The 21,008-nt window shown below is 40.8% G+C and carries 16 protein-coding genes; 10 read left to right on the forward strand and 6 right to left on the reverse strand.

Annotated elements, in window-relative coordinates:
• Positions 1 to 133 precede the first annotated feature (133 nt).
• Positions 134 to 1,069: an alpha/beta fold hydrolase gene (locus tag A3775_RS18485; protein WP_066375623.1), complete on the reverse strand. Its 936-nt coding sequence runs from the start codon at positions 1,067 to 1,069 to the stop codon at positions 134 to 136.
• A gap of 229 nt (positions 1,070 to 1,298) precedes the next feature.
• Between A3775_RS18485 and A3775_RS18490 the strand changes: the two genes are divergently transcribed.
• Positions 1,299 to 1,781 (forward strand): low molecular weight protein-tyrosine-phosphatase, encoded by a 483-nt coding sequence (locus A3775_RS18490; RefSeq protein ID WP_082803786.1) that lies wholly within the window; start codon positions 1,299 to 1,301, stop codon positions 1,779 to 1,781.
• Here the strand turns inward: A3775_RS18490 and A3775_RS18495 are convergent.
• Positions 1,770 to 2,456: a response regulator transcription factor gene (locus tag A3775_RS18495; protein ID WP_066426192.1), complete on the reverse strand. Its 687-nt coding sequence runs from the start codon at positions 2,454 to 2,456 to the stop codon at positions 1,770 to 1,772. The genes A3775_RS18490 and A3775_RS18495 overlap by 12 nt on opposite strands.
• Before the next feature lie 473 nt (positions 2,457 to 2,929).
• Here A3775_RS18495 and smpB point away from each other — a divergent pair, with 473 nt between their 5' ends.
• Positions 2,930 to 3,397, forward strand: a complete 468-nt coding sequence (gene smpB / locus A3775_RS18500) for an SsrA-binding protein SmpB (RefSeq protein WP_066375633.1) — start codon at positions 2,930 to 2,932, stop codon at positions 3,395 to 3,397.
• A gap of 197 nt (positions 3,398 to 3,594) precedes the next feature.
• Positions 3,595 to 3,879, forward strand: a complete 285-nt coding sequence (locus A3775_RS18505; RefSeq protein ID WP_066426194.1) for a WGxxGxxG family protein — start codon at positions 3,595 to 3,597, stop codon at positions 3,877 to 3,879.
• 98 nt (positions 3,880 to 3,977) lie between these two features.
• Here the strand turns inward: A3775_RS18505 and A3775_RS18510 are convergent, their stop codons facing one another.
• Both A3775_RS18510 and A3775_RS18515 read right to left on the reverse strand, forming a co-directional pair.
• A complete protein-coding gene (locus A3775_RS18510) occupies positions 3,978 to 5,405 on the reverse strand; it encodes an IctB family putative bicarbonate transporter (protein WP_066426195.1) in 1,428 nt (475 codons plus the stop codon).
• A 122-nt stretch (positions 5,406 to 5,527) separates the two neighbouring features.
• On the reverse strand, positions 5,528 to 7,087 hold the full coding sequence (locus tag A3775_RS18515) for a GAF domain-containing sensor histidine kinase (RefSeq protein WP_066426196.1): 1,560 nt from the start codon (positions 7,085 to 7,087) through the stop codon (positions 5,528 to 5,530).
• Between the two features lie 879 nt (positions 7,088 to 7,966).
• On the opposite strand from A3775_RS18515, the gene A3775_RS18520 reads away from it, so the two are divergent.
• The 6 genes from A3775_RS18520 to A3775_RS18545 all read left to right on the forward strand — a co-directional run bounded on the left by A3775_RS18520 (position 7,967) and on the right by A3775_RS18545 (position 15,975).
• On the forward strand, positions 7,967 to 9,130 hold the full coding sequence (locus A3775_RS18520; RefSeq protein ID WP_066375648.1) for a DegT/DnrJ/EryC1/StrS aminotransferase family protein: 1,164 nt from the start codon (positions 7,967 to 7,969) through the stop codon (positions 9,128 to 9,130).
• A 143-nt stretch (positions 9,131 to 9,273) separates the two neighbouring features.
• Positions 9,274 to 10,170, forward strand: a complete 897-nt coding sequence (gene crtB / locus A3775_RS18525; protein WP_066375650.1) for a cyanoexosortase B — start codon at positions 9,274 to 9,276, stop codon at positions 10,168 to 10,170.
• A gap of 265 nt (positions 10,171 to 10,435) precedes the next feature.
• Positions 10,436 to 11,215, forward strand: a complete 780-nt coding sequence (locus A3775_RS18530; protein WP_066375651.1) for a glycosyltransferase — start codon at positions 10,436 to 10,438, stop codon at positions 11,213 to 11,215.
• A gap of 283 nt (positions 11,216 to 11,498) precedes the next feature.
• Positions 11,499 to 12,230, forward strand: coding sequence for a cyanoexosortase B system-associated protein (locus A3775_RS18535; RefSeq protein WP_066375655.1), 732 nt, complete (start codon positions 11,499 to 11,501; stop codon positions 12,228 to 12,230).
• 53 nt (positions 12,231 to 12,283) lie between these two features.
• Positions 12,284 to 13,639, forward strand: a complete 1,356-nt coding sequence (locus A3775_RS18540; protein ID WP_066375885.1) for a polysaccharide biosynthesis/export family protein — start codon at positions 12,284 to 12,286, stop codon at positions 13,637 to 13,639.
• A gap of 152 nt (positions 13,640 to 13,791) precedes the next feature.
• Positions 13,792 to 15,975, forward strand: coding sequence for a polysaccharide biosynthesis tyrosine autokinase (locus tag A3775_RS18545; RefSeq protein WP_066375658.1), 2,184 nt, complete (start codon positions 13,792 to 13,794; stop codon positions 15,973 to 15,975).
• Between the two features lie 24 nt (positions 15,976 to 15,999).
• Here A3775_RS18545 and A3775_RS18550 read toward each other — a convergent pair whose 3' ends face one another.
• A complete protein-coding gene (locus tag A3775_RS18550; RefSeq protein ID WP_066375661.1) occupies positions 16,000 to 16,671 on the reverse strand; it encodes a rhomboid family intramembrane serine protease in 672 nt (223 codons plus the stop codon).
• A 119-nt stretch (positions 16,672 to 16,790) separates the two neighbouring features.
• Positions 16,791 to 19,901: a plasmid replication protein, CyRepA1 family gene (locus A3775_RS18555; protein ID WP_066426198.1), complete on the reverse strand. Its 3,111-nt coding sequence runs from the start codon at positions 19,899 to 19,901 to the stop codon at positions 16,791 to 16,793.
• Positions 19,902 to 20,524: 623 nt separating this feature from the next.
• Here A3775_RS18555 and A3775_RS18560 point away from each other — a divergent pair.
• Positions 20,525 to 20,968 (forward strand): hypothetical protein, encoded by a 444-nt coding sequence (locus tag A3775_RS18560; protein ID WP_066375667.1) that lies wholly within the window; start codon positions 20,525 to 20,527, stop codon positions 20,966 to 20,968.
• Positions 20,969 to 21,008: the final 40 nt, after the last annotated feature.

The raw sequence follows: 21,008 nt of genomic DNA on the forward strand, positions 1-21,008 counted from the left end.
AATGTGTCTTGTAGGGTGCGTCAGACTGATTAAATGCTGTTAATAAATGTATTTTTGTTATCTGACGCACCCTACTGATATGCTTATTTTCTCAGGACTAAAGTCCTTACTACGAACTGGTTCTAACTTATCACTAGCAAACAGATAACACCCAATCTCGGAAAATCGGGTTGACTTGTTCTGGTACTTCATCATGAGGACAATGACCAGCCCGTAAAAAATGTTCTGTTAATTCAGGATAATATAGGTGAAACTTTTGCGAACGTTCTCTAGCATTCATCCAAGGGTCAGCCTCTCCCCAAAGTAGCAATAAAGGACAAGTTAATTGTTTTAATAAAACATCAACTTTTTCCCCTTGAGGAGAACTAAACACCGACACAAACACATCCAAAGCACCAGTATCGTAAGCAGGGCGATAAATTTCTTCTACTAATTGGTCTGTGATAGCTGTTTGATCAAGATAAACCTTTTCTAAAGTTCGGCGAATTACCCAACGTTGTCGCACATATTGAAATAATAAAAACTGGGCTAGACGTTGTTTAAACATCCATTTGACACCATTGCCCACAAGTTTCTGTAAAGCCGAGGGTTGTTTAGGTGGTTGAATTTGTGATTGTAAAGCTTCTGGTTCAGATGTTGACTGAATTTCGCTAAATGGCCCTGCACTATTGAACAAGACTACACCAGCCGCACTGTCAGGACATTGGGCTGCAACACACAAGCAAGCATAGCCACCAAGGGAGTTACCAGCTAACACTGCTTTTTGTCCAATGACTTCACTGATAAAATCACGCAGTTGGTCGCGCCATAAGTCGCCACCATACTGTAATTTAGGTTTGGCTGAACGTCCAAACCCCAATAGGTCGATTGCAAATACTTCAAAATCAACACACAGACCTGTGATATTCTTGCGCCAGTGGTCTGTAGAAGCACCAAAGCCATGTACCAATAGCAAAGGCGGACGTTGCGGTTGTTTTGCTCCCGCACGCACGTAGTAAATTTTATGCCCTCGCCACTGCCAATATTGTCCAGGAATTGGAGTTGTAGAGGCGGCTGTCGTTCCCTGCATATTTCAAAGAAATGTGAACTTGCTGTTAATAATTGTAAAGCAGGGGACTGGTGACTGGGGAGATGAGGAAGATGAGGGGGATGAGGGAGAAAAACTAATGACCAATGACCAATGACTAATGACTAATGACTAATGACTAATGACTAATAACTATTGACTGTTGACTAAATTGCAATAGAATGCAAAATGCTGGAAAAAACCTGATTTTGTCAATTACAACCTAAGAATTATGCCTCACAAGCTGTTGTTTGTCTGTCTGGGTAATATATGCCGATCGCCATCAGCAGAAAACATCATGAATTATTTGATTGACCAAGCTGGCTTAAGCGAAAGTATCATCTGTGACTCTGCTGGTACATCGAGCTATCACATCGGTAGCCCACCTGACCGACGCATGAGTGCGGCGGCACAAGCAAAGTTAGGAATTAAGTTGCTTGGGCGAGCTAGACAGTTTCAAAAGTCAGATTTCCAGGAATTTGATTTGATTTTGGCTATGGATCGGGATAACTATGATGATATCATCGCGCTTGATTCGACTGGGCAGTATCACAAGAAAGTGTATTTGATGTGTGAATTTTGCACTCGGCACAACCTCAAAGAAGTTCCAGACCCCTATTATGGAGGACAAGAAGGATTTAATCAGGTAATTGATTTATTGGTTGATGCTTGTCAAGGTCTGCTGCAATACATTACTAGCCAATCAATCGACTAAACCGTGCTTAATTGCAAACCGCACCAGTTCAGCCCGGTTGCTGGTGGCGGTTTTCCTTAATAAACTACTCACGTATTTTTCCACGGTTCTGGGACTTAAGTGTAGTTTGTGTCCCATATCAGCATTAGAAAGACCGTGAGTTAAAAGTTCTAGGACTTCCTGTTCTCTGAGGGTTAAAGATGAAATTAACGGCGATTTCTCTAGATTTTGGCTGAATACAGAGTTATTAGCTTCTACTGCTTTGTTGGAGACGGGAGTGGCTGCGCCTTGTTTTTGTGATAAGCGATACTCAGATTGAATGATCAGCGATCGCTCTAGAAGATTCCGAATGGCGGCGGCTAACTCTTCTAGTTCAAAAGGTTTTGGTAAGTATAAATCACACCCCGATTGATAGCCGAGAATTCTTTCTTGCGTCTTAGTACGGGCTGTTAATAAAATTACAGGCAATAACCGGAACTCTGGTTTTTGACGTACCCGACGTACCAGTTCATAGCCATTCATCCGTGGCATCACAATATCTGTCACAATTAAATCAGGCTGGTATTCTTCTACCATTGCTAAAGCCTCTTGACCGTCATTCGCTGTAATCACAGAGTAGCCAGACAGTTCAAGATAATCACTAATAGATAGACGAGTGCCCAAATCGTCATCCACCACAAGGATCGTCAAGGGCATGGACAGTACACCCCTAGCATTATCTATACTCAAAAATTCCCTTTTACAAGCTCCATCTAAAAACACAAGTTACAATAGTGTTCTTATGTTTCATACTATGACAGGATCAGCAGCAGATGACTGTCCCCAGAGGGATTTATAAAGAAAATCTTAAATCCATAAAAATATTAACAAATTTAAACGTTCCTTTAACCCCCTACCATGTAAGATCACCAAGAATTTTTTAATTTTTTACAGTCCCGCCAATATGCCCAACCATTAACCACCCTAATATAAATTATTATTTACTTAATCAATCATCTTCTATTGGCAAATGCTCCCTTAAATTCTCATCGATAATTGGAAAAAGCTAAATTATTAGAATAACCCTAATACCTGAGTTAAAGCATGGCTCATGGTTTACTATTTCATTTTGAATTCATTAGCTAATCCAAACTATTTTTCTAATCAGTCTATCCCCAACCTAATTTTCAATGAGCGATAAGAGCGAAAGTTACAAAGTTATTAGTGATAACCGCCAAGCCCGTTTTTTGTATGAAATCCTAGAAACCTATGAAGCTGGGATTCAGTTGACAGGAACAGAAGTCAAATCAATTCGTGCGGGTAAAGTCAATCTCCAAGATGGTTATGCTTTGATTCGTGATGGTGAAGCATGGCTAATTAACGTGCATATTTCACCTTACAACGCCAGTGGACAATATTTTAATCATGAACCACGCCGGACTCGCAAGCTGCTGCTACATCGTCAGGAAATTCGGAAACTAATTGGTAAAGTAGAACAGCAAGGCTTGACATTAGTACCTTTAAAGATGTATCTCAAGCGGGGCTGGGTGAAAATTAGTATAGCCCTTGGTAAAGGTAAAAAGCTCCATGATAAGCGAGAAGACCTCAAACGCCGTCAAGATCAACGGGATATGCAACGGGCTATGAAAAATTATTAGTGGTAGGAAAATCTTTCTGATTTACACCCCTACACCCATGCTCTATTCTCAGAACAAAGTGATCACAGTAAACGAGCGACTGTATATCTTCAGCGTGAGTTGAGTAAACACCCAGTTTATAGCCGCAGATTGATACTGCTAGCTAGTGTAATCGATACAGTTGTGGATAACTGTGGAAGCAACAAGGAACTTTTACCATGAAACGTTACTTCACCACTTCTGTTGGGGCTGCTGTTCTCTCTTTAAGTATGGCGACTTTGCCCTTGAGTTTACCTGCCAACGCGCAGGTAACTGATCCGAGAGTTGAGACTATCCCCAGGACAACAACTTATTATGAACGGGACACTTTTGATTGGGGTTGGTTGGGTTTAATTGGTTTATTAGGTTTAGCTGGGTTAGCGGGTAGAGGTAGAAGAGATCGTGAAGAACCAACCCGCTATCGTGATCCGAATGCGCCTGGTGCTACCACTTACAGAGACTAAGCCTAGCCGTAGTTTGTGAATTTTTGTGTGTTAATGATTATAGGCACGGCAAAGAAAACTAACTTCCATGATGCCGTGCCTTTTGATTTATTTACACTTTAATTGGCTGCTGGTTGTGGGTTGGGTGAGTTAACTTCTGGAGTTTGCGCTTGAGTTAGAGGTGTCCAATAGCTGGCTATCAAGGCAACCATCAGCCACCAGAGGGTATTCACTTCAGGACGAAACCAGATAGTATCTACTGTGCCATGAGCTAACATCCCCAGCATCGTGGCAAAAGCTCCAATTAACCAAAATCCTTCTTTGTTACCTGATTGTCGCAATCGTCGCAATTGCATAAAGGCTGTATTCGCGGTAACAATGATTAACCAGAGAAAACAGCTAAGTCCAATCAACCCAGTTTCTACAGCCACCTCTAGAAAAATGGAATAGGCACTTAAGGCAGTATAGCGAGGGCGTTGATAAAGAGGGTAGATTTTATTAAATGAGTTGTGACCAGGGCCGATACCGATAATCGGGCGATCGCGGATCATCTCAAATACCGCATCCCAAACATTGCGACGAAAGTTATTACTGCTATCTTGGCGGTCGGCAAAGATGCTCAAAATCCGCAGCCGTACTGGTTCCACGAAAATGACTGCTAGCACCAATAAGCCAATGACACTGCCGAACAGAAGGGGTAGCGACCAAGTGCGCCAAAAAGGCGACATTTGCAAACCCCACCAATAAATTAACAAAGCGATCGCACTCAACAAAGCCACCAACAAACCAATCCAGCCACCACGACTAAAAGTTAAAACTAAACAGGCAGTATTGACAATTAACATGGTTAATGCTAATGCTTTTCTCACCCAGCTTTGCCAAGCAAAAAAAGCAACTAGACTTAAAACTACGGCTGGGACAAGATAACCAGCTAACAAATTAGGATTACCCAAATAACTGTAAACCCTGGTAGTTTTAGATAAGGGAGATTCTGGATCAACCCAAGTAGCTAACTGTGCCGCACCAAAAAACCATTGCCGCAAACCGTATACACTCACAATCAGTGTCACGTGTAAGTAAAGGGTAATCATCCAAGAACGTATTCGAGGCGATCGCAGCACTCTAGCACAAAGAGCAAATAGCAGCAAATACAGCGTCAACGTGATTAAATCACTTAACGCTGCTTTTTTAACTGGTGACAACGCTGTGGCGACAACAGCAACTCCCCAGTACAGCAACACCAAAAGATGAATCGGTGTAAATAAAGAATTGTTTGCGGATGTTGGTTCGTCAGTTAAAGTCAACAATAACCAAAATCCCACACAAGCTAATAGTAATACCCCTACCAGGGTACTAGATACAAAAGGCGCAAGAGCATATACCAAGCTGAGTAAGACAGCAGCTAAGATATCTCCCCACTGAATTAAAACACTGCTTTGCCGCCAAGAAAATAACAGCCCCACCAGATAACGACGCAAGTAACTGGTAGCTAGATATTCTTTTAGCGGTAAATATGATAAAGTAAGCCGTTGCCAGACTAAATTCATAAAACACGCACACTATCAATGAGCAAGCACTATTAGCACTTAGACCTGATCATAATGCGCCTGATATCAAAGAGTCATAACGCCGAATATAACAACTACTAGGTATTACTCATACTCTCCCATCAAGAAATATCGTTAACTTGTGAAGTGCTACTCATTTGCAATGGCAAACTCACTACATAGCGGTGTCCTGATTCTGGTGAACCTTGGATGGAAATCTTGCCCCCATGTAATTCTGCCAATTGGCAGCTAAGTAATAAACCTAAGCTTTCACGGGAAATATGTCCTTTTACTTGAGTGACATCTCTATGAGGATTGCCAGTAAACATATTGGATTCAGCATCATCATCCAAAGGATGTAACTTCTCTAGTGTGATTGGTGAGTCCTCAGTTTCCTTCTGATTTTCCAGATGAACACTGTAAGGATCTGTCTCACCAGCCAACTCTAGTAGAGATAATGTATTGAGCCGGAAATAAGGATCAACCTCAGTAATACCATCTCCTAACCAGGGATGGGAAACCCAGACAGTAATATTGAGCGTATTTTCCTTGTAAGAGACATGAATCCGCACAATGCTACCCGTAGCAGAGAGTTGAATCACACTGAAAATCAGGTGATATAGTATTTGTCGGACTTTATCTTTATCTAAAGGCCAAATACGTCCACGTCCTGGTTCGATAGACAGGCGAATATCTTGCTCCCGACGATTCGCTGCTTCTTCTAAAGTATTGATCGCCTGTTGACATAGCATCTCAATATCTACAGGAGCAATATTCAACTCAGTCGAATTGTCATCTATGCTTCCTAATTCGGTAATTTCGTTAACCAAAGAAAGTAAGTACCGACCACTGTGTTGGATAATCTCTAAATATTCTCTTTGCTTACTGGTCAAAGGGCCATAAATTTCCCTTCCTAAAACACTTGCCATACCTAGTACGGATGTTAAAGGTGTACGTAATTCCTGTGTGAGTTGGGCTAAAAGTTCTAGTTTGATTTCCTTGGTGCCTAAAGATTCTTTTTCTAAACTAGGTGCAGTTACTTTCATATCAGCCACCAGTTCGTCATTGAGTAACAAAGAAGGCGGACTCTGATGGCTGATTTTTTCCGGTTTTCTCGCCATGAGGAGCCGATTGCGCTCAAACTCGCTCATGCTCCACCGGGCTATAATTTGCAAAAACTCAATATCTCGATTGGTAAAATTACGTGGTACTAAGTCCATTACCGCCAAAGCACCCAAGCAATTACCTGCCCCATCTATCAGTGGTGTTCCCAGGTAAGCGCGGATACCATACTCTTGTACCAACTTGTTAGAGATAGGTGTGGAATTGTTCGGATTTTGCGTATCATTAATGACAACTGTTTGAAAATTTTCTACTACCTGAGTGCAGAAAGATTCACCACGCAACAGCTGACGGCTTTGAGCTAAATGATTCATCAGCCCCAGTCTAGATAAGCCCACCGCCGACTTAAACCAATGACGTTCTTGATCTATAAATCCTAAAACTGAAATTGGTGCTTCCAAAAAGTGAGCCGCAGTTTGAGTAGCCTCCTCAAAAACTGCTATGGTTTCTGGTTGCCGCAAACCTAATTCTGACAATGCTTTGAGACGTTGTTTTTCTCTTGATTCAGGAGAAGCCCAACCGTCTTTCAGGACAAATAATCTGTTATCCGGCTCTACCATTGCCACCGTTACCTTGATCATTGCTCGATATTGTGATTTATCTAACCGCTATCACTGGGTTATGATTTCCTATTTTTAAGCATTCCCCAATTTTGCTGCTGACAAACAAGTTGAGCCAAAATTTTCTTCCCTTGATGTAAATAAGGCAGAAAATCTGTACTAAAGCCTTAGTCTCACAGAATTATGTTCGGATAATGGCAGCAACATTGTTTACTCCTGAGTTCGCATATAATGTTAATTCATACTTTTAAGTGGGTATGATAACTGTAACAGTACAGGGTGTAGATTAGGTAGAAAATACGGTGAACATTTTCATGCTCAATATGCTAGAAAGACTCAGCCCGCATGAATTTTGCCTAGGCTACGGTCAGAGATGATCATTGAGGAATCAAGGATGATTTTAATTTCATCAGCCTAAGTATGCCATCAAAGGATTTCTAGTTTTTTCTGCCCCCAAAATTTGTTGACAAAGCTGATACCACTCACTATATATTCTGGTGACAGTCACCCAAGCCAGTTAAACAATCTGATGATGTGCAAGCTTTGTTGCTGGCATTAACCCCTAGAAATTTACACCGCAAATTTTTGGGGTAAATCTCACCCTAACGGAACTGGGATGCTGACTCTCAAAGTGCATAATTTCCCATGAATTCGCTTTATTTATTCGGAATAAATCACAGAAATAACGAATAAATAAATTTGTGAAATTAAATGGTAGAAATTATAGTTTTTACATAGATAATTTTTATTTATTCAAAATTGTATATGAGAAAATATGTCAATTTTTTCTAACATTTGATGCTTGATAATGGCAACAAAACTTACTTTTAAATCATAGGTTCATCAAAACACCAAACTTAATTGTGAGGCTAACTAGCAATGACTAATATGAGAATTCCTTTTGTAGACTTACAGTTACAACACCAGTTAATTCAAACCCAGATTCAACAGGCAATTGCCAATGTTGTGCAGCAAGGAGATTTTATTTTAGGAACAGCACTGGCAGAATTTGAAGCAGACTTTGCCAAAGCCTCTGGAGCAAAATATGGTGTGGGTGTAGCATCGGGAACTGATGCGATCGCACTAGGTTTGCAAGCCTGTAACATTGGGGCTGGGGATGAGGTGATTTTACCAGTGAATACTTTTGTCGCCACACTGATTGGAGTGCTGCAAGCGGGAGCCAAACCCATCCTTGTAGATTGTGATCCGGCAACAGCATTAATTGATTTAGCAGCAGCCGCAAAAGCCATTACACCCAGAACTAAAGCCATTATTCCCGTACATCTGTATGGACAGATGGTATCTCCTGAGCAACTCAGGGATTTTGCCCATACCTACAACGTGTTAATTTTTGAAGATGCAGCACAGGCACACCTAGCCCACAGAGAAGGCTATACAGCCGGTAGTGTAGGTGTAGCCGCAGCTTTTAGTTTTTATCCCAGCAAGAACTTAGGGGCGTTGGGTGATGGGGGAATCCTACTCACAAGCGATGCAGATATTGCCCAAAAAGTGGCTCGCTTACGGAATTACGGCTCATGCCAAAAATATGTGCATGTAGAGATGGGAACAAACAGTCGTTTGGATACATTGCAAGCAGCTGTTTTATTAGAAAAACTACCACATTTACCACAATGGAATCGCGATCGCCTCAGCATTGCTCAACAGTATGACTTAGAACTAGCACCTTTAGCATCTGCTGGTATTATCCCCATCCAAAATCAAAGCGGTGCAGGTCATGTTTATCATCTTTATATCATCAGAATTACAGATGCTTGCCCTGTAAATCGCCAGCAAATCCAAGCCCAATTAACAACAAGCGGAATTCAAACCGGCATTCACTATCCAATATCTTGTCATCTTCAGCCAGCATTTACCAACTTAGGTTATCAAAGCGGAGATTTTCCCCAGGCAGAAAAACTCGCCCAAGAAATACTATCTTTACCCATGTACCCTGGTTTGAAGCATAGCCAAATCCGAGAAGTTGTCGCAGCTATTGCCAGTGTAGTTGGAGATTTTGCAGATCACCCCGCAACTACTCCATAACCAGTGTAATATATTACCAATATATCAGCAAAAAGTGGCGATTAGCACTATACCCCTACAGGGAATTCAGTTGCTTGTTGAATCCATTACAGTCTTCATACTCAGCAGTCTTGATATCTGATGTTTTTGTACCGCTTAAAACTATGGCACTTCAGCAACAGATTAAACACACAAACATAGCCCCATTGTTAAGCATCGGGATTTTCAGCCTTTTGAGCTTGCTATATGCTCCAGTGTTACTACATTGGTTAGATGGATGGCTACACAAAACTATCAGCATTGAACATGAATATTTCAGCCACGGGCTAATCGGGCTGCCATTTGCTGCTTACCTCAGTTGGCAAAACCGCAAACAGTGGCAACGCTTGCCAGATAAAAACCATACCTTGGGCTTAGTTTTACTCGTAATTGGGGGAATTTTTTATTTAAGCGGCGTTACAGAATGGGTGAATCTTTCCTTTCCCACTATCTTGGCAGCACTTTGTTTGTGGTTTAAGGGTATCCCAGGTTTCCGATTACAATGGTTTTCTCTACTGCTAGTATTTTTAGCCACCCCAACAGCCATACCATATCTCATTGCTCCTTACACCTTTCCCTTGCAAAGTTTCATTGCAGGTACAGCAGGTTTTATCTTAAATCAGTCCGGCATGGAAGTAGTTGTTGACGGCATCAATATCTATGTTGCTGGCAGAATTGTGGAAGTGGCTCCCTACTGTGCAGGGCTAAAAATGTTGTTTACAACTATCTACGTCAGTTTGATGCTGCTGTATTGGAAAGGTGTTTTATCTTCACGCCAAACAACAATTTGGTTTTTATCTATTGCTATTCTCATTAGCGTTGTTGCTAATATCATTCGTAATACTTTACTCAGTTACTTTCATGGCACTGGTAACGAAGCAGCGTTTACATGGTTACACGATAGTTGGGGCGGCGACCTCTACTCAGCTTTAATGTTACTGTCATTAGTGCCTCTGCTCAATTGGATGAATCAATATTTCTCAGTACCTCTAGACACCATAGAAGAAGCGGATATAAGCTAGAGGTGAAGTATACCAATCTGCTGAGTTGAGGTAGGCTCACATCTTGCACCTACCAATAAACCCATAAATAGCAGATACAAATTACAAAAAAATCACAGTGTATAAATGCTAAGTATCCAGAAGACTAAACAAGTTGTGACTAGTAAGTTTTTCCACTCAGTCAGCTATTAGATCAATCTAGCTCAATAAATTGAGTTGACCAACTTGAAAATAGAAATAACTGGGGATAAAACCTCCCCTTTTCGATGTTACTGCGGAGGTTAAGATGGAAAAAACTGTGGCTGTGATTATGACTGTCTATAATCAAGAACGCTATTTAGCTGCTGCTATCAAGAGTGTCTTGAATCAAACCAGACAAGATTTTGAACTATTAATTTGGGATGATGGTTCTACTGATAGTTCTGTGAAAATAGCGCGTGAATTTGCTCAAAAAGACAAGCGAGTACAACTTATAGCAGCAGAACATCAAGGACGAGCAAAATCTCTAAAAGCAGCAATGAATCAGATAACAAGCCCCTATTTTGGATTAGTAGACAGTGATGATTTATTAGCACCAACAGCTATTGCAGAAACCTCGGTCATACTGGAAGCACAGCCAAATGTAGGACTTGTATATACAGATTATCAGGTAATTAATCAAGATAACAAAATATTAGGATATGGAAAACGTTGCCGGATTCCTTACTCCAAAGAGCGATTATTAATTGATTTTATGATCTTTCATTTCCGGTTGTTACGCCGAGATGTTTATGAGCAAATAGGTGGGTTCAACGAAGAATTTGAACTAGCTCAAGATTATGACTTGTGTCTACGATTATCTGAGGTGACACAAATACAACACTTAGCAAAGCCACTCTACTATTATCGCTACCATCCACAGAGCGTATCCCAGACCAAAAGAGTCGAGCAAATCCTAGCATCACAGAATGCCATCAACCAAGCTTTAAAGCGTCGAGGACTTGATGAGACTTACGAGCTTGAAGTCGAGATTATAGGACGCTACAGGTTGCGCCCCAAGGAAAAAACACTCAATGTAGGTCTGTAGTAATAACAGACACCCCCGTAGCGGAAGATGAAAGAAGCACAACCAACGTTCATCTACCGATATGGATGTTTTGGCACCATTCAGGGAATTCAGTCGTTTTTGTGGAACTTTTCCCAGCATCGGCTGATATCAATTCACAATTCCAAAAGTCTGATTGAGCTTAGGTTTCAAGAATCACATCCCACTAAGTTAACAACACTTTTTCTCTATTACCTTAATTTTACTGAACTCATCATGTGATTTTTGCTAGTAAAATTTGGCATCAACATAGCAATTTTTACTGATGACTTTCCTATCTAACTTGTTTAAAGAAAAGCATTGGACTTATTTAGCCGTGCTGGTAATTTTGTTGCTGCTCTTAGTAACAGGAGCAGCCCCCGGATACCTCACAGGCAAATGGCAATGGAAACAACCACCACCTATTAGTAACCTCAAGGCATTGAGAGAGATACGTGCTAAAGGGTTAACTCTAGATGGTTGGAAAACTATTGAACAAGTTGAACAACTGATTGGCGAGCATAAATGGTCTGTGCAACTACTTAAGCAAGAAAACTCAGAAAACAAAGCTATCTTGCTGTTATTACCGCAAAATGGCCCCAAGGATCAACCGGAAATTGAATGGACAGATATTAGCGGCTGGGGCAAGTTTCGTTGGGGACAATGGAATATAGCGCAAGAACGTTCTGCTCAGTTAAATATTCCACAATCGCCCGATGCGGTAAATACTCAAATTACAGTAGAAGCTAGATTCTTTCGTGTCTCCACAAATCAAGAAACCTTTGCTGTCTTACAATGGTACGCTTTACCCAACAGTGGTTACACTTCTCCTTGGCGTTGGTTTGTGGCAGATCAACTAGCACAATGGCAAAAGCATCGTGCTAGTTGGGTGGCTGTCAGTATTCTCGTTCCTATGGAACCTTTAGGTAATGTGGAAACTACTTGGCCGTTAGTAAAGTCTATTGGTGAACTAATACAAGCCACATTGATGGCAGGCCCACTAAAGCCAACTCCTTGAGTGTAATTGCTGCTGAAGCTGCCCACTTTCTCTTCTATATTTTCCAGATAGCAATGTTCTTAGTTAGCAATTTTTATATACGTGCATTTAGTACCCTGTGCTTTGCTAGTTTTCAAGCAGGGATTTTCTTAAATACTTTTTCACCTGTTGTTGCTCAAAGTTTACCGCCTTCAGGGGAATCACCAGCTAATTTTCCTTCACCTCCACTAGATACAGAAACTTTACCAGCCAGTGCAAATAATCAGATTTCGCCTCAATTTAACCGTTATCTGTTAGGGCCGGGAGATGTCCTAAACGTGGCTTTTCAACGTCCTGCGGGTGCTTATCGCTTAGGGCCTGGTGACGGTATTAGCGTGCTTGTGCAACGCTTTCCAGATTTGAGCTTTCAAACCACGATTAACCCAGAAGGTAATATCACAGTGCCACTACTAGAAACAGTGTCACTGCAAGATTTAACTTTGCAAGAAGCCCAAGCAAAAATTCGCTCGTTACTCAATCGGTATGTAATTAATCCTGTGGTGGTGTTATCGTTGGCAGTACCACGCCCTGATTTGAACTTCTCAGCCCCAGTTAATCCCGAAGGCAATATTGTCATCCCACAAGTGGGAACTATCTCTGTACAAGGGTTAAGTGTGCAAGAAGCACAAGAAAAAATTCGCTTGACTTCTAGCGAGATTTTAGCAAATCGGATGTTGGTGGTGTCGTTAGCAGCCCCAAGACCTGTGCAAGTAACTGTCAGTGGGGAAGTGTTTCGACCAGGAATTTATGGTATGGCTTCATCAATACCTCGTGTTGCGGATGCTTTACTCGCGTCTGGTGGTTCTACTATGAATGCTGACTTGCGACAGGTGCAGGTACGTCGTCGGTTGATGGATGGTTCTACAATTTCTCAAACGATTGATTTATACGGGGCATTACAAAATGATGGTTCGCTGCCTAGCTTACGTTTGCAGGATGGGGACGCAATAGTTGTACCTAGTCGTGAAATTGGTGCAGATGACGGTTACGATCGCTATTTAGTGGCTCGTTCTTCTCTGGCTGTCACACAAATTAGAATCCGTGTGTTAAATTACGCTGCTGGAGGGCTTGTAACTCAAGCACTGCCTAATGGTAGTAGCTTTGTTGATGCCTTGGGAGGAATCAATCTTGATACTGCCAACCTGCGAGATATTGCTTTAGTGCGGTTCGATGCGGAACGTGGCAAAGCTGTCACCCAAAAATTAGATGCTAAGAAGGCTTTGGCTGGTGATGTCTCTCAAAATGTGCCTTTACAAGATAATGATGTGATTGTGGTTGGCCGCAGCTTGGTTGGGAGAATTACTAATTTTTTAAGTACGATTACTCAGCCATTTTTCAATGTCCGGTCTTTCCTGAATTTCTTTGAAAGCTTCGGCGGAGGGGGAAATTGATGTATATTTTTAGACTAAATTAAAAATGTATAAAAATTATAGCCTGGGGGTGACTAATCCATGAAGCATCAGGAATAATAACAAGTAACTAACTGGACAGCTAGCGATCGCTAGCTTCAATTCAACCTCGTCTGTTTACTTATGGCTTTGTTATGACCCCACCAATTGTTAAACGCTACATTATCGCTTTTGAAAAATACAAGTGGATTGGATTAGCCAGCTTTGGTTTAGTAATCGCGGGGTCAACAGTGGTGGCTATGCAACCAGAACCACCAGCCAGTTATATAGCAGATGGCGCACTGACATACACTCGTCCACCAGTTTCATTTTCTACTACTGGTACGGAAATTCAGCAACAGGGTCAGGGACTCGATGCCAAAGTGTTACTATCAGATCCTTTGGTGGAAACTGTAGCAGCAAAGGTTAATGTTTCACCTAAAACTATTGGCAAAAATATTGCTATTAAGGCACCAAAAAAAAGTGCCACCGGGGAATTAGAATCTAGCATTATTGAACTGAAATATAAAGATACTGACCCTAAGCGCGCTCAAGAAATCATCCTGGAATTGATGCAAGCAATGGTCAAGCTGAGTAATGATATTAATACTGGGCGATTAAATGCAATTATTGAAAAAATTAACGAACGCATACCCCAAGTAAGATCAGAACTGCAAGCGGCAGAAAGGAAACTAGAACTGTATGATCGCCTGGAACGTCCCGCTATATTAGCAGCAGAAAACGGTAGTCTGTTGAGTGCGATCACTAATAGTCAAAATCAACAGCGTACAATTCAACAAACTATTACGGGGATTGATGCCCAAATTCGCAGTTTGCAAACAAAATTGGGATTAAATGTCGATCAAGCTTATGTTTCTTCTGCCTTAAGTGCTGATCCCATCATTGTCAGTTTACGCAATCAGATTTATCAGACTGAATCACAAATAGCTTTGCTGCGTAAGGATTTACGCCCAGAACATCCCACCATGATTCAGTTGCAGCGTCAAAAACAAGCCAATGAGGAATTATTACAACAACGGGCTGCGGAGGTAATTGGTGGTGGTGGGGCAGCCGCACCTTTAGCACGTAACGTTACTGATATCCGCGCCCAAATTAATTTAGATCCAGCTAGGCAGCAACTAGCAAACCAGATGGTGGCTTTGCAAACCCAACGAGAAACCCTGGAACAGCAGTTGGCGCAGCAATTGCGCGAAGAGATGCGATTGCGAAAGGAATATTCTCAAATACCCAACAAACAACTAGAGCGATCGCGCTTAGAACAGGAGGTAGCCCTCAAGAAAGCTGTTTTTGATCAAATGCAAGCCAAACTCACCGATGCTAGAACTGCTGAGGCAGAAACTGTCAGCAGTCTTAGCATTGCCCGACTTCCTTCGATTCTGCCTGAACCTAAAAAATCTAAGAGTATACCTTTTACTTTAGGTGTGGGCGGTTTCTTGGGAATTTTAGTTGGTGGTGGAGTTATATTCTTGTTAGGTTCGCTAGAAGGTACTTTGAGAACTAAGGAAGATATCCGCGACAACCTCAAGCAACGGGAAGCGGTACTGTTGGGAGAACTACCGTTAATGCCTGTGGATGATTTACCCCCTGAAGGAATACCGGTTGTTTTTTCTCCAGATTCCCTATATTTAGAGTTTTATGAGAAGTTCCGCAGTAATCTGCGCCGGATGGGTGGGAAAAATTTGAAGGTAATTTTAATTACTAGCACAGGTAGCAAAGAAGGTAAAACTACCAGTGCTTATAACTTGGGTGTAGCAGCTGCGCGAGCGGGAAAAAGAACTTTAATTATTGAAACAGATTTGCGATCGCCTTCCTGCTGTTCATCGCTGAAAATCAACCCAGATCCAGATGCTACTATAGAACCCCTGCGTTATTACGGTAGCTTGAGTGAATGTATTCGTTTAGTGCCAGATGTTGAAAATTTATACATCATCCCCAGTCCAGGGCCTGTGCGTCAGTCGGCGGCTATTCTAGAATCAAGCGAAATGCGGCGACTGATGGAAGATGCCAGGGAACGTTATGATTTAGTAATTTTAGATACCAGTCCCCTGAGCTTATCCAATGATCCCTTATTAATCCAACCTTACAGCGATGGCATCATCCTAGTAGCCAGACCAAACTATACTCAGGAAAATATGCTAGGAGAAGCTATAGACCAATTAGTGCAAGATGAACTGGGATTATTAGGAGTGATTATTAACGGTGCTGATATTACCATCACTTTACCACCAGTAGCTCAATCCTCATCTGAGGATGTACCCGAAGAAGACAAACAGGAGGAATCACCACAAATCTCCGTAGGTGTAACTAACTTCAAATAATTGCCCTGGCAGTCAAATCACCCACTAATCACGTCTAAATAAACCAAATAAAGGGCTAAGAATTAACCCGAAGACAAAACCGCCAATATGCGCCCAATAAGCAACGCCTCCTGTTTCTACACTCATGTTAGCAGCAGCTTGTAGACTAGCAAGACCAGATATAACATTCTGGATAAAGAAAATCCCAATCAATACCAGTGCCGGAATACTGATTGTAGTCACAAAAAAACCTAAAAAAACCAAAGTTGTAACTCTGGCATAAGGAAAACGAATAATGTATGCACCCAACACCCCAGAAATCGCACCGCTAGCACCCAAAGACGGGATAGTTGAATACATCCCAATAAACCATTGACAAGCAGCCGCTAAAGCACCACAGGCTAAATAAAAAATTAAATATTTGAGATGTCCTAAGCGTTCCTCAATATTGTTACCAAAAACCCACAGAAACACCATGTTGGTGATCAAGTGCCACCAACCACCATGTAAAAATTGCGACGTGAATAAAGTTGTCCACTCACTCGCAAAATTGCTGGTTAGCTGTACGGGTACTACAGCATACTGATCTAAAAACTGATTTAATTGGGCATTAGATAAGCTCAATTCGTGAAGAAAGACTAAAACATTCATCCCAATTAAACCGTAGGTAAAATACGGGGTGACTCGCGTCGGGTTTTCGTCGTAAAGGGGAAACACAGGTGTTTTTCCTCATCATTCATTAATTGCAATATAACGTGAACCCGGAGTTTAATTGGTTAAATGTATCTTTTTATTCTAAGTGAGTTAAACCGGCACGCAAAGCACCGCTTTCTACCCTAAGCACCTCTAACCCTTACCATTTGTGACTTACGGTGTAAGGCAATATTAGTGATTTCACAGCCGACGGTTTTCATCTGCGCTAATATACGTTTATCCCGTTGATGCCAAACTGCAAATATTTGTTGTCTACCATCATAAAATGTGTCTGGGTCAATTTGATAAATATCATTGACGCGTTTTAACCTCAAACCGAATAAATGTAACAATCGACTCAAGATTTTAATTCCTGTGGCTTTATTTTGTCCTTTGAAAAAATCAATACCCAGGACTCTTTTAATATGTTTACTGTGTTGCCCAACTACATCTTTTAGCCAGAGTAACTTACTATCATCCTCAGTTAATTTTAGTTCTGTATCTAGGAATTGCAGCATTCCCAAGGCTCTCATTGCCTCAACTTTCAAGGTATAGGTTTTTAAATCTGGTAAAAACACTTTACCCTCACCTAAAGATAATTGCTGTTGCCATTCTTGCTCATCTTTGATATGAAAATACTCACTTTCATGGGTGAGATAATAATGAATCAATAATTGCGAGTAATATCCTTGATCATCCTGCAATTTCAGACGAGGAGTTATTTTAACTCCATATTTTTGCTTGAGATGATATTTCTGGATTTGGTGACGTTCTTCATCAGTAAGTGAATGTTGAACAGATAAATACTCATATTCTACATAATCAATATCTTTGGCGTTGGCAACATTGGTTGCTGCTGTTAATTGATTTTGTTGCTTAATATTTTTAATTTGACGCTTAATTTCTTTAGCTTTTTGCCGTTTGTCTGTCCATTCTTTCTGTACTTTGACAATTTCGAGGACTAATCTTTGGCGATTAGCTACATCACTCGGATCAGTTGCTAAAAATGCTAACCGTAAATCTCGGATAATATTGTTGTGAATGGCATTGCTTCTTACCCAAAGTTGATGTCCATCAGTCTTTAAACCGTCTTGCATTGATTGTCTGTAAAGACGCAAAGAAGCATTTACTCTCGCAGATATTTTAGCCCAAGTGCGTAAATGAATCGGGTCATAAACTAAGGGTAAATCTACATCTATTTTATGTAAGGGACTCAGCAATGCTAAGTTTTCTTTTTGATTTTCTTGATACCAATTTGACAGTAAACGATAGTTTGTACTACCGCTACCAATTAAGCCAATTCCTCTTTTAGCACACCAAACAATTCGCGGGACATTATCCCGAACTCTGGCTAATGCTTGTCGGGCTTCTGAATCGGGAATTACTCCTTGAAAAATGCCATAAACTCGGTCAAAATGTTGGACATCGATACTAATACCTGTCCCTAAACTAGGAGTTACAAATACATGATCATATTCAGTAATTTTTTGATTAATAGCTGCTACAAAATCTACGGCTGCATGTCCTGGTGTATTTGTGGTTTGACTATTGATAACTAGGGTTTTTGGAAATTCATATTTTAGTTTTTCTAAACGCTCTTTGAGATAACTTTGGATGGTTTCACAACTGTAACGTCCAGAGCGGCTGTCTGTTGTAACGTAACATTTTCTGCCAGCGAGTAAGTCTAATTCTAATTGTTGAATTAAAGGTATGGGATTGGGAGAATCATAAAATGTCACATCCCAACCTCGTTGGGGTTTCCATTGATTTACTACTACCCAAGGTTTAATTTTACATCCTGCTAACCCTTGGAGATATTCTAAAGAAATATCTGATAAATCAGCATCTTGGGCAATGACTAAGCCCCCAGTTAATAATACTGTAGAAATTAATTGTTGGAATACTTTTAAAATTTTGACGCGCTTGTGTTTACAAGTGTTGCTGTTGAGAAGATGCCATAAAGATTGTTCTACTTCATCTAAAATGACTATTGCTCCTTGCCAATCTTCTGGATGCAGTTTCCAGATAGAATCAACACACAAACCTAAAGATGGGATTAGTGCTGATGCTGGATGATTAATTATTAAGGCATTACTCTGGTTTTTGATGCTTTCACTCTGACCTAATCCCCATTTAATCCCAATTTTTTCACATAAAAATTTACCTAGTTGGATTCTATGGGTAATGAGTAATACAGGTTTGTGGTGAGTTTTGGCTTGAGTTACAAGAGATTGTAGGGCTGTGGTTTTACCTGTACCTTTTGCTGATTTGACTCCTACTAATCCAGCAGTCGGAAAATTGATTTCTCCTAAATAGGGACGATTAATGGTGAGTGTAGCCGGAATAGTTAACTCGGTGTGGGGTTTAATTTGGGCTAGGTAAATTTCTAAGTCAACGCTTTGACGATAAACTTTTTCAAAGGTGTTTGCACCTTTGGCAACTATCAACTCATCAACGCCTTTTTCTTGCCCTGGTAGTTTGATGACTTTGACAGGACATTTTTTTTCTTGAAATAAACAGCCAAGTTGCGCGATCGCATTACTGACGGCAGCGATTTTTTTAGCTTCGGTTTCAAAATCAAAACATATATAAAAACTGCGTTGCATCCGCGTAAATGCCGCTAAGTCAGGTATCAATTGCCGATTGATCACTTTACCAAATCTATCTTTGATTACCCGATAACCGCTAGTAATCCCAGGAATAGCGATCGCTGCATAGCCTTGTGTCAATAATGTAGCAGCTTTCTTGGCTCCCTCACAAATAATCACAGGGATTTGAGACTCCATCACCCATTCCCAAAAGCCTACAGCTTCGCCCTGTTCGTTGATGCGGATGTGGGCAGGTATGGCAATATTATACCTTTGGGAAATTTTCTCCCAGATACCCAACGTCACCCGCAGACAAAATAACCTTGTTGGTGTGCTAGGAGGATGTTCGTATTTAATCGGCTTACCATTTTGATTCTGACGCGGTTGGTTCGGTTTAAAGCAACCCCATTCCATCGCTTCCCAATTATTCAGGGGATCTAAGCCAGAACACCACCAGCCACCAGCACCAGCATGACTGTAGCGTTGTAACCAGCCAGTTTTTACCATTCCCGTGTTCGTGCGGGGTAGATGCTCAGAAATCAACAGACACTCTAATGCTGCTACACCTGTGAGAGTCTTGAAATTCAGTTGTGTCAAGGCTAAATCAATACCACTACTCTTAATTAATTCTTCAAGATGTTGTGGGTGTAAGTCTTGTAGATACATGGGGCGAACCGCGAACGGAATCAGGATGGATTTAAAACCTTACCACGCCTTTACTGATTTTTTTTAGCAAAAATTCTCAGGGTATCTTGATATTTTTGTTACTTCGTTATCCGAGATACATCGGTGAGTGAGACCTTGGGTGATTTTGTCCGATGTCATTCGGAAATTAATAAGTTTGTATTGTATTTTTAGTGACAAAAAATTTTATATTTTCCGTATTTTTCTGGCGTGACTTGCTCTATCACAAAAGTATAATTTTTGTCAATCAAAGTTTGTCAACTCTCTCTCCCTGGGTTTGAGTCTCCCACCAATAGGTGGTAGGACTGGACGGGGGTAATCTTTCACAGATAGTCCCTGTTCCCTGTTCCCTGTTCCCCGTTCCCCGTTAAATGAAAATCAGAGGGCAGAAGGCAGAAGGGAGTTGATAATCACATCCAATTATGTATATGTAATTTAATTTTTTTCTAGTTCAGTGAAATTCCATATACGTATTGACAAGAATGAAGTATAAAGTAACAGGGTTAAAAAAATTAGAACCACAAACAAAGTTGACTTGTATTTTGGTCAAAGAGTTATTTTTTCTGCCCAATGTTAATTAAATATTATCGGAGATATGACAACTTATGCCCAGTATACTCAAACGAACTGCTACACTTTCTCTAGCAGGTGCGATCGCATTAACTTTTACAGGTTGCGGAGAAAGCAAAGTAGCTCAATGTAACAAAGTTATTAAAGTTGCCAATCAGGCGGCGGTTTTAGGTCAAGAATTCGGTAAAGATCCCAAATCTGCAAAAGGTTCTCAAGGTCTAATTGAACTTTCTGGTAAGATAGACCAAATCAGTACAGAAATGAAAGGCTTGGCAATTCAAGATGAAGCATTAAAAGGTTTCCAAGGACGCTTTTTTAAACTCTATCAAGACATTAGTAAAAGTTTAAATGATACAGCCGCAGCTATAGATAAAAAGAACATACGAGATGCAAATCGCTTTTTAGTAACCTTACAAAAGAGCAGTGTTGAAGAAGGTGCCATAGTCAAGGAAATCAATACCTATTGCTCTGGTAAATAAACATTTTTTCCCAAATATGACCAAAAAGGGAACAGGGAAC

The organism is Anabaena sp. 4-3 (assembly GCF_001597745.1).
GTDB lineage: Bacteria > Cyanobacteriota > Cyanobacteriia > Cyanobacteriales > Nostocaceae > Trichormus.

Coding starts and splice junctions, on each gene's coding strand:
- A3775_RS18485 (WP_066375623.1), bottom strand. CDS start 1,069: ATGCAGGGAACGACAGCCGCCTCTACAACTCCAATTCCTGGACAATAT.
- A3775_RS18490 (WP_082803786.1), top strand. CDS start 1,299: ATGCCTCACAAGCTGTTGTTTGTCTGTCTGGGTAATATATGCCGATCG.
- A3775_RS18495 (WP_066426192.1), bottom strand. CDS start 2,456: ATGCCCTTGACGATCCTTGTGGTGGATGACGATTTGGGCACTCGTCTA.
- smpB (WP_066375633.1), top strand. CDS start 2,930: ATGAGCGATAAGAGCGAAAGTTACAAAGTTATTAGTGATAACCGCCAA.
- A3775_RS18505 (WP_066426194.1), top strand. CDS start 3,595: ATGAAACGTTACTTCACCACTTCTGTTGGGGCTGCTGTTCTCTCTTTA.
- A3775_RS18510 (WP_066426195.1), bottom strand. CDS start 5,405: ATGAATTTAGTCTGGCAACGGCTTACTTTATCATATTTACCGCTAAAA.
- A3775_RS18515 (WP_066426196.1), bottom strand. CDS start 7,087: ATGGTAGAGCCGGATAACAGATTATTTGTCCTGAAAGACGGTTGGGCT.
- A3775_RS18520 (WP_066375648.1), top strand. CDS start 7,967: ATGACTAATATGAGAATTCCTTTTGTAGACTTACAGTTACAACACCAG.
- crtB (WP_066375650.1), top strand. CDS start 9,274: ATGGCACTTCAGCAACAGATTAAACACACAAACATAGCCCCATTGTTA.
- A3775_RS18530 (WP_066375651.1), top strand. CDS start 10,436: ATGGAAAAAACTGTGGCTGTGATTATGACTGTCTATAATCAAGAACGC.
- A3775_RS18535 (WP_066375655.1), top strand. CDS start 11,499: ATGACTTTCCTATCTAACTTGTTTAAAGAAAAGCATTGGACTTATTTA.
- A3775_RS18540 (WP_066375885.1), top strand. CDS start 12,284: ATGTTCTTAGTTAGCAATTTTTATATACGTGCATTTAGTACCCTGTGC.
- A3775_RS18545 (WP_066375658.1), top strand. CDS start 13,792: ATGACCCCACCAATTGTTAAACGCTACATTATCGCTTTTGAAAAATAC.
- A3775_RS18555 (WP_066426198.1), bottom strand. CDS start 19,901: ATGTATCTACAAGACTTACACCCACAACATCTTGAAGAATTAATTAAG.
- A3775_RS18560 (WP_066375667.1), top strand. CDS start 20,525: ATGCCCAGTATACTCAAACGAACTGCTACACTTTCTCTAGCAGGTGCG.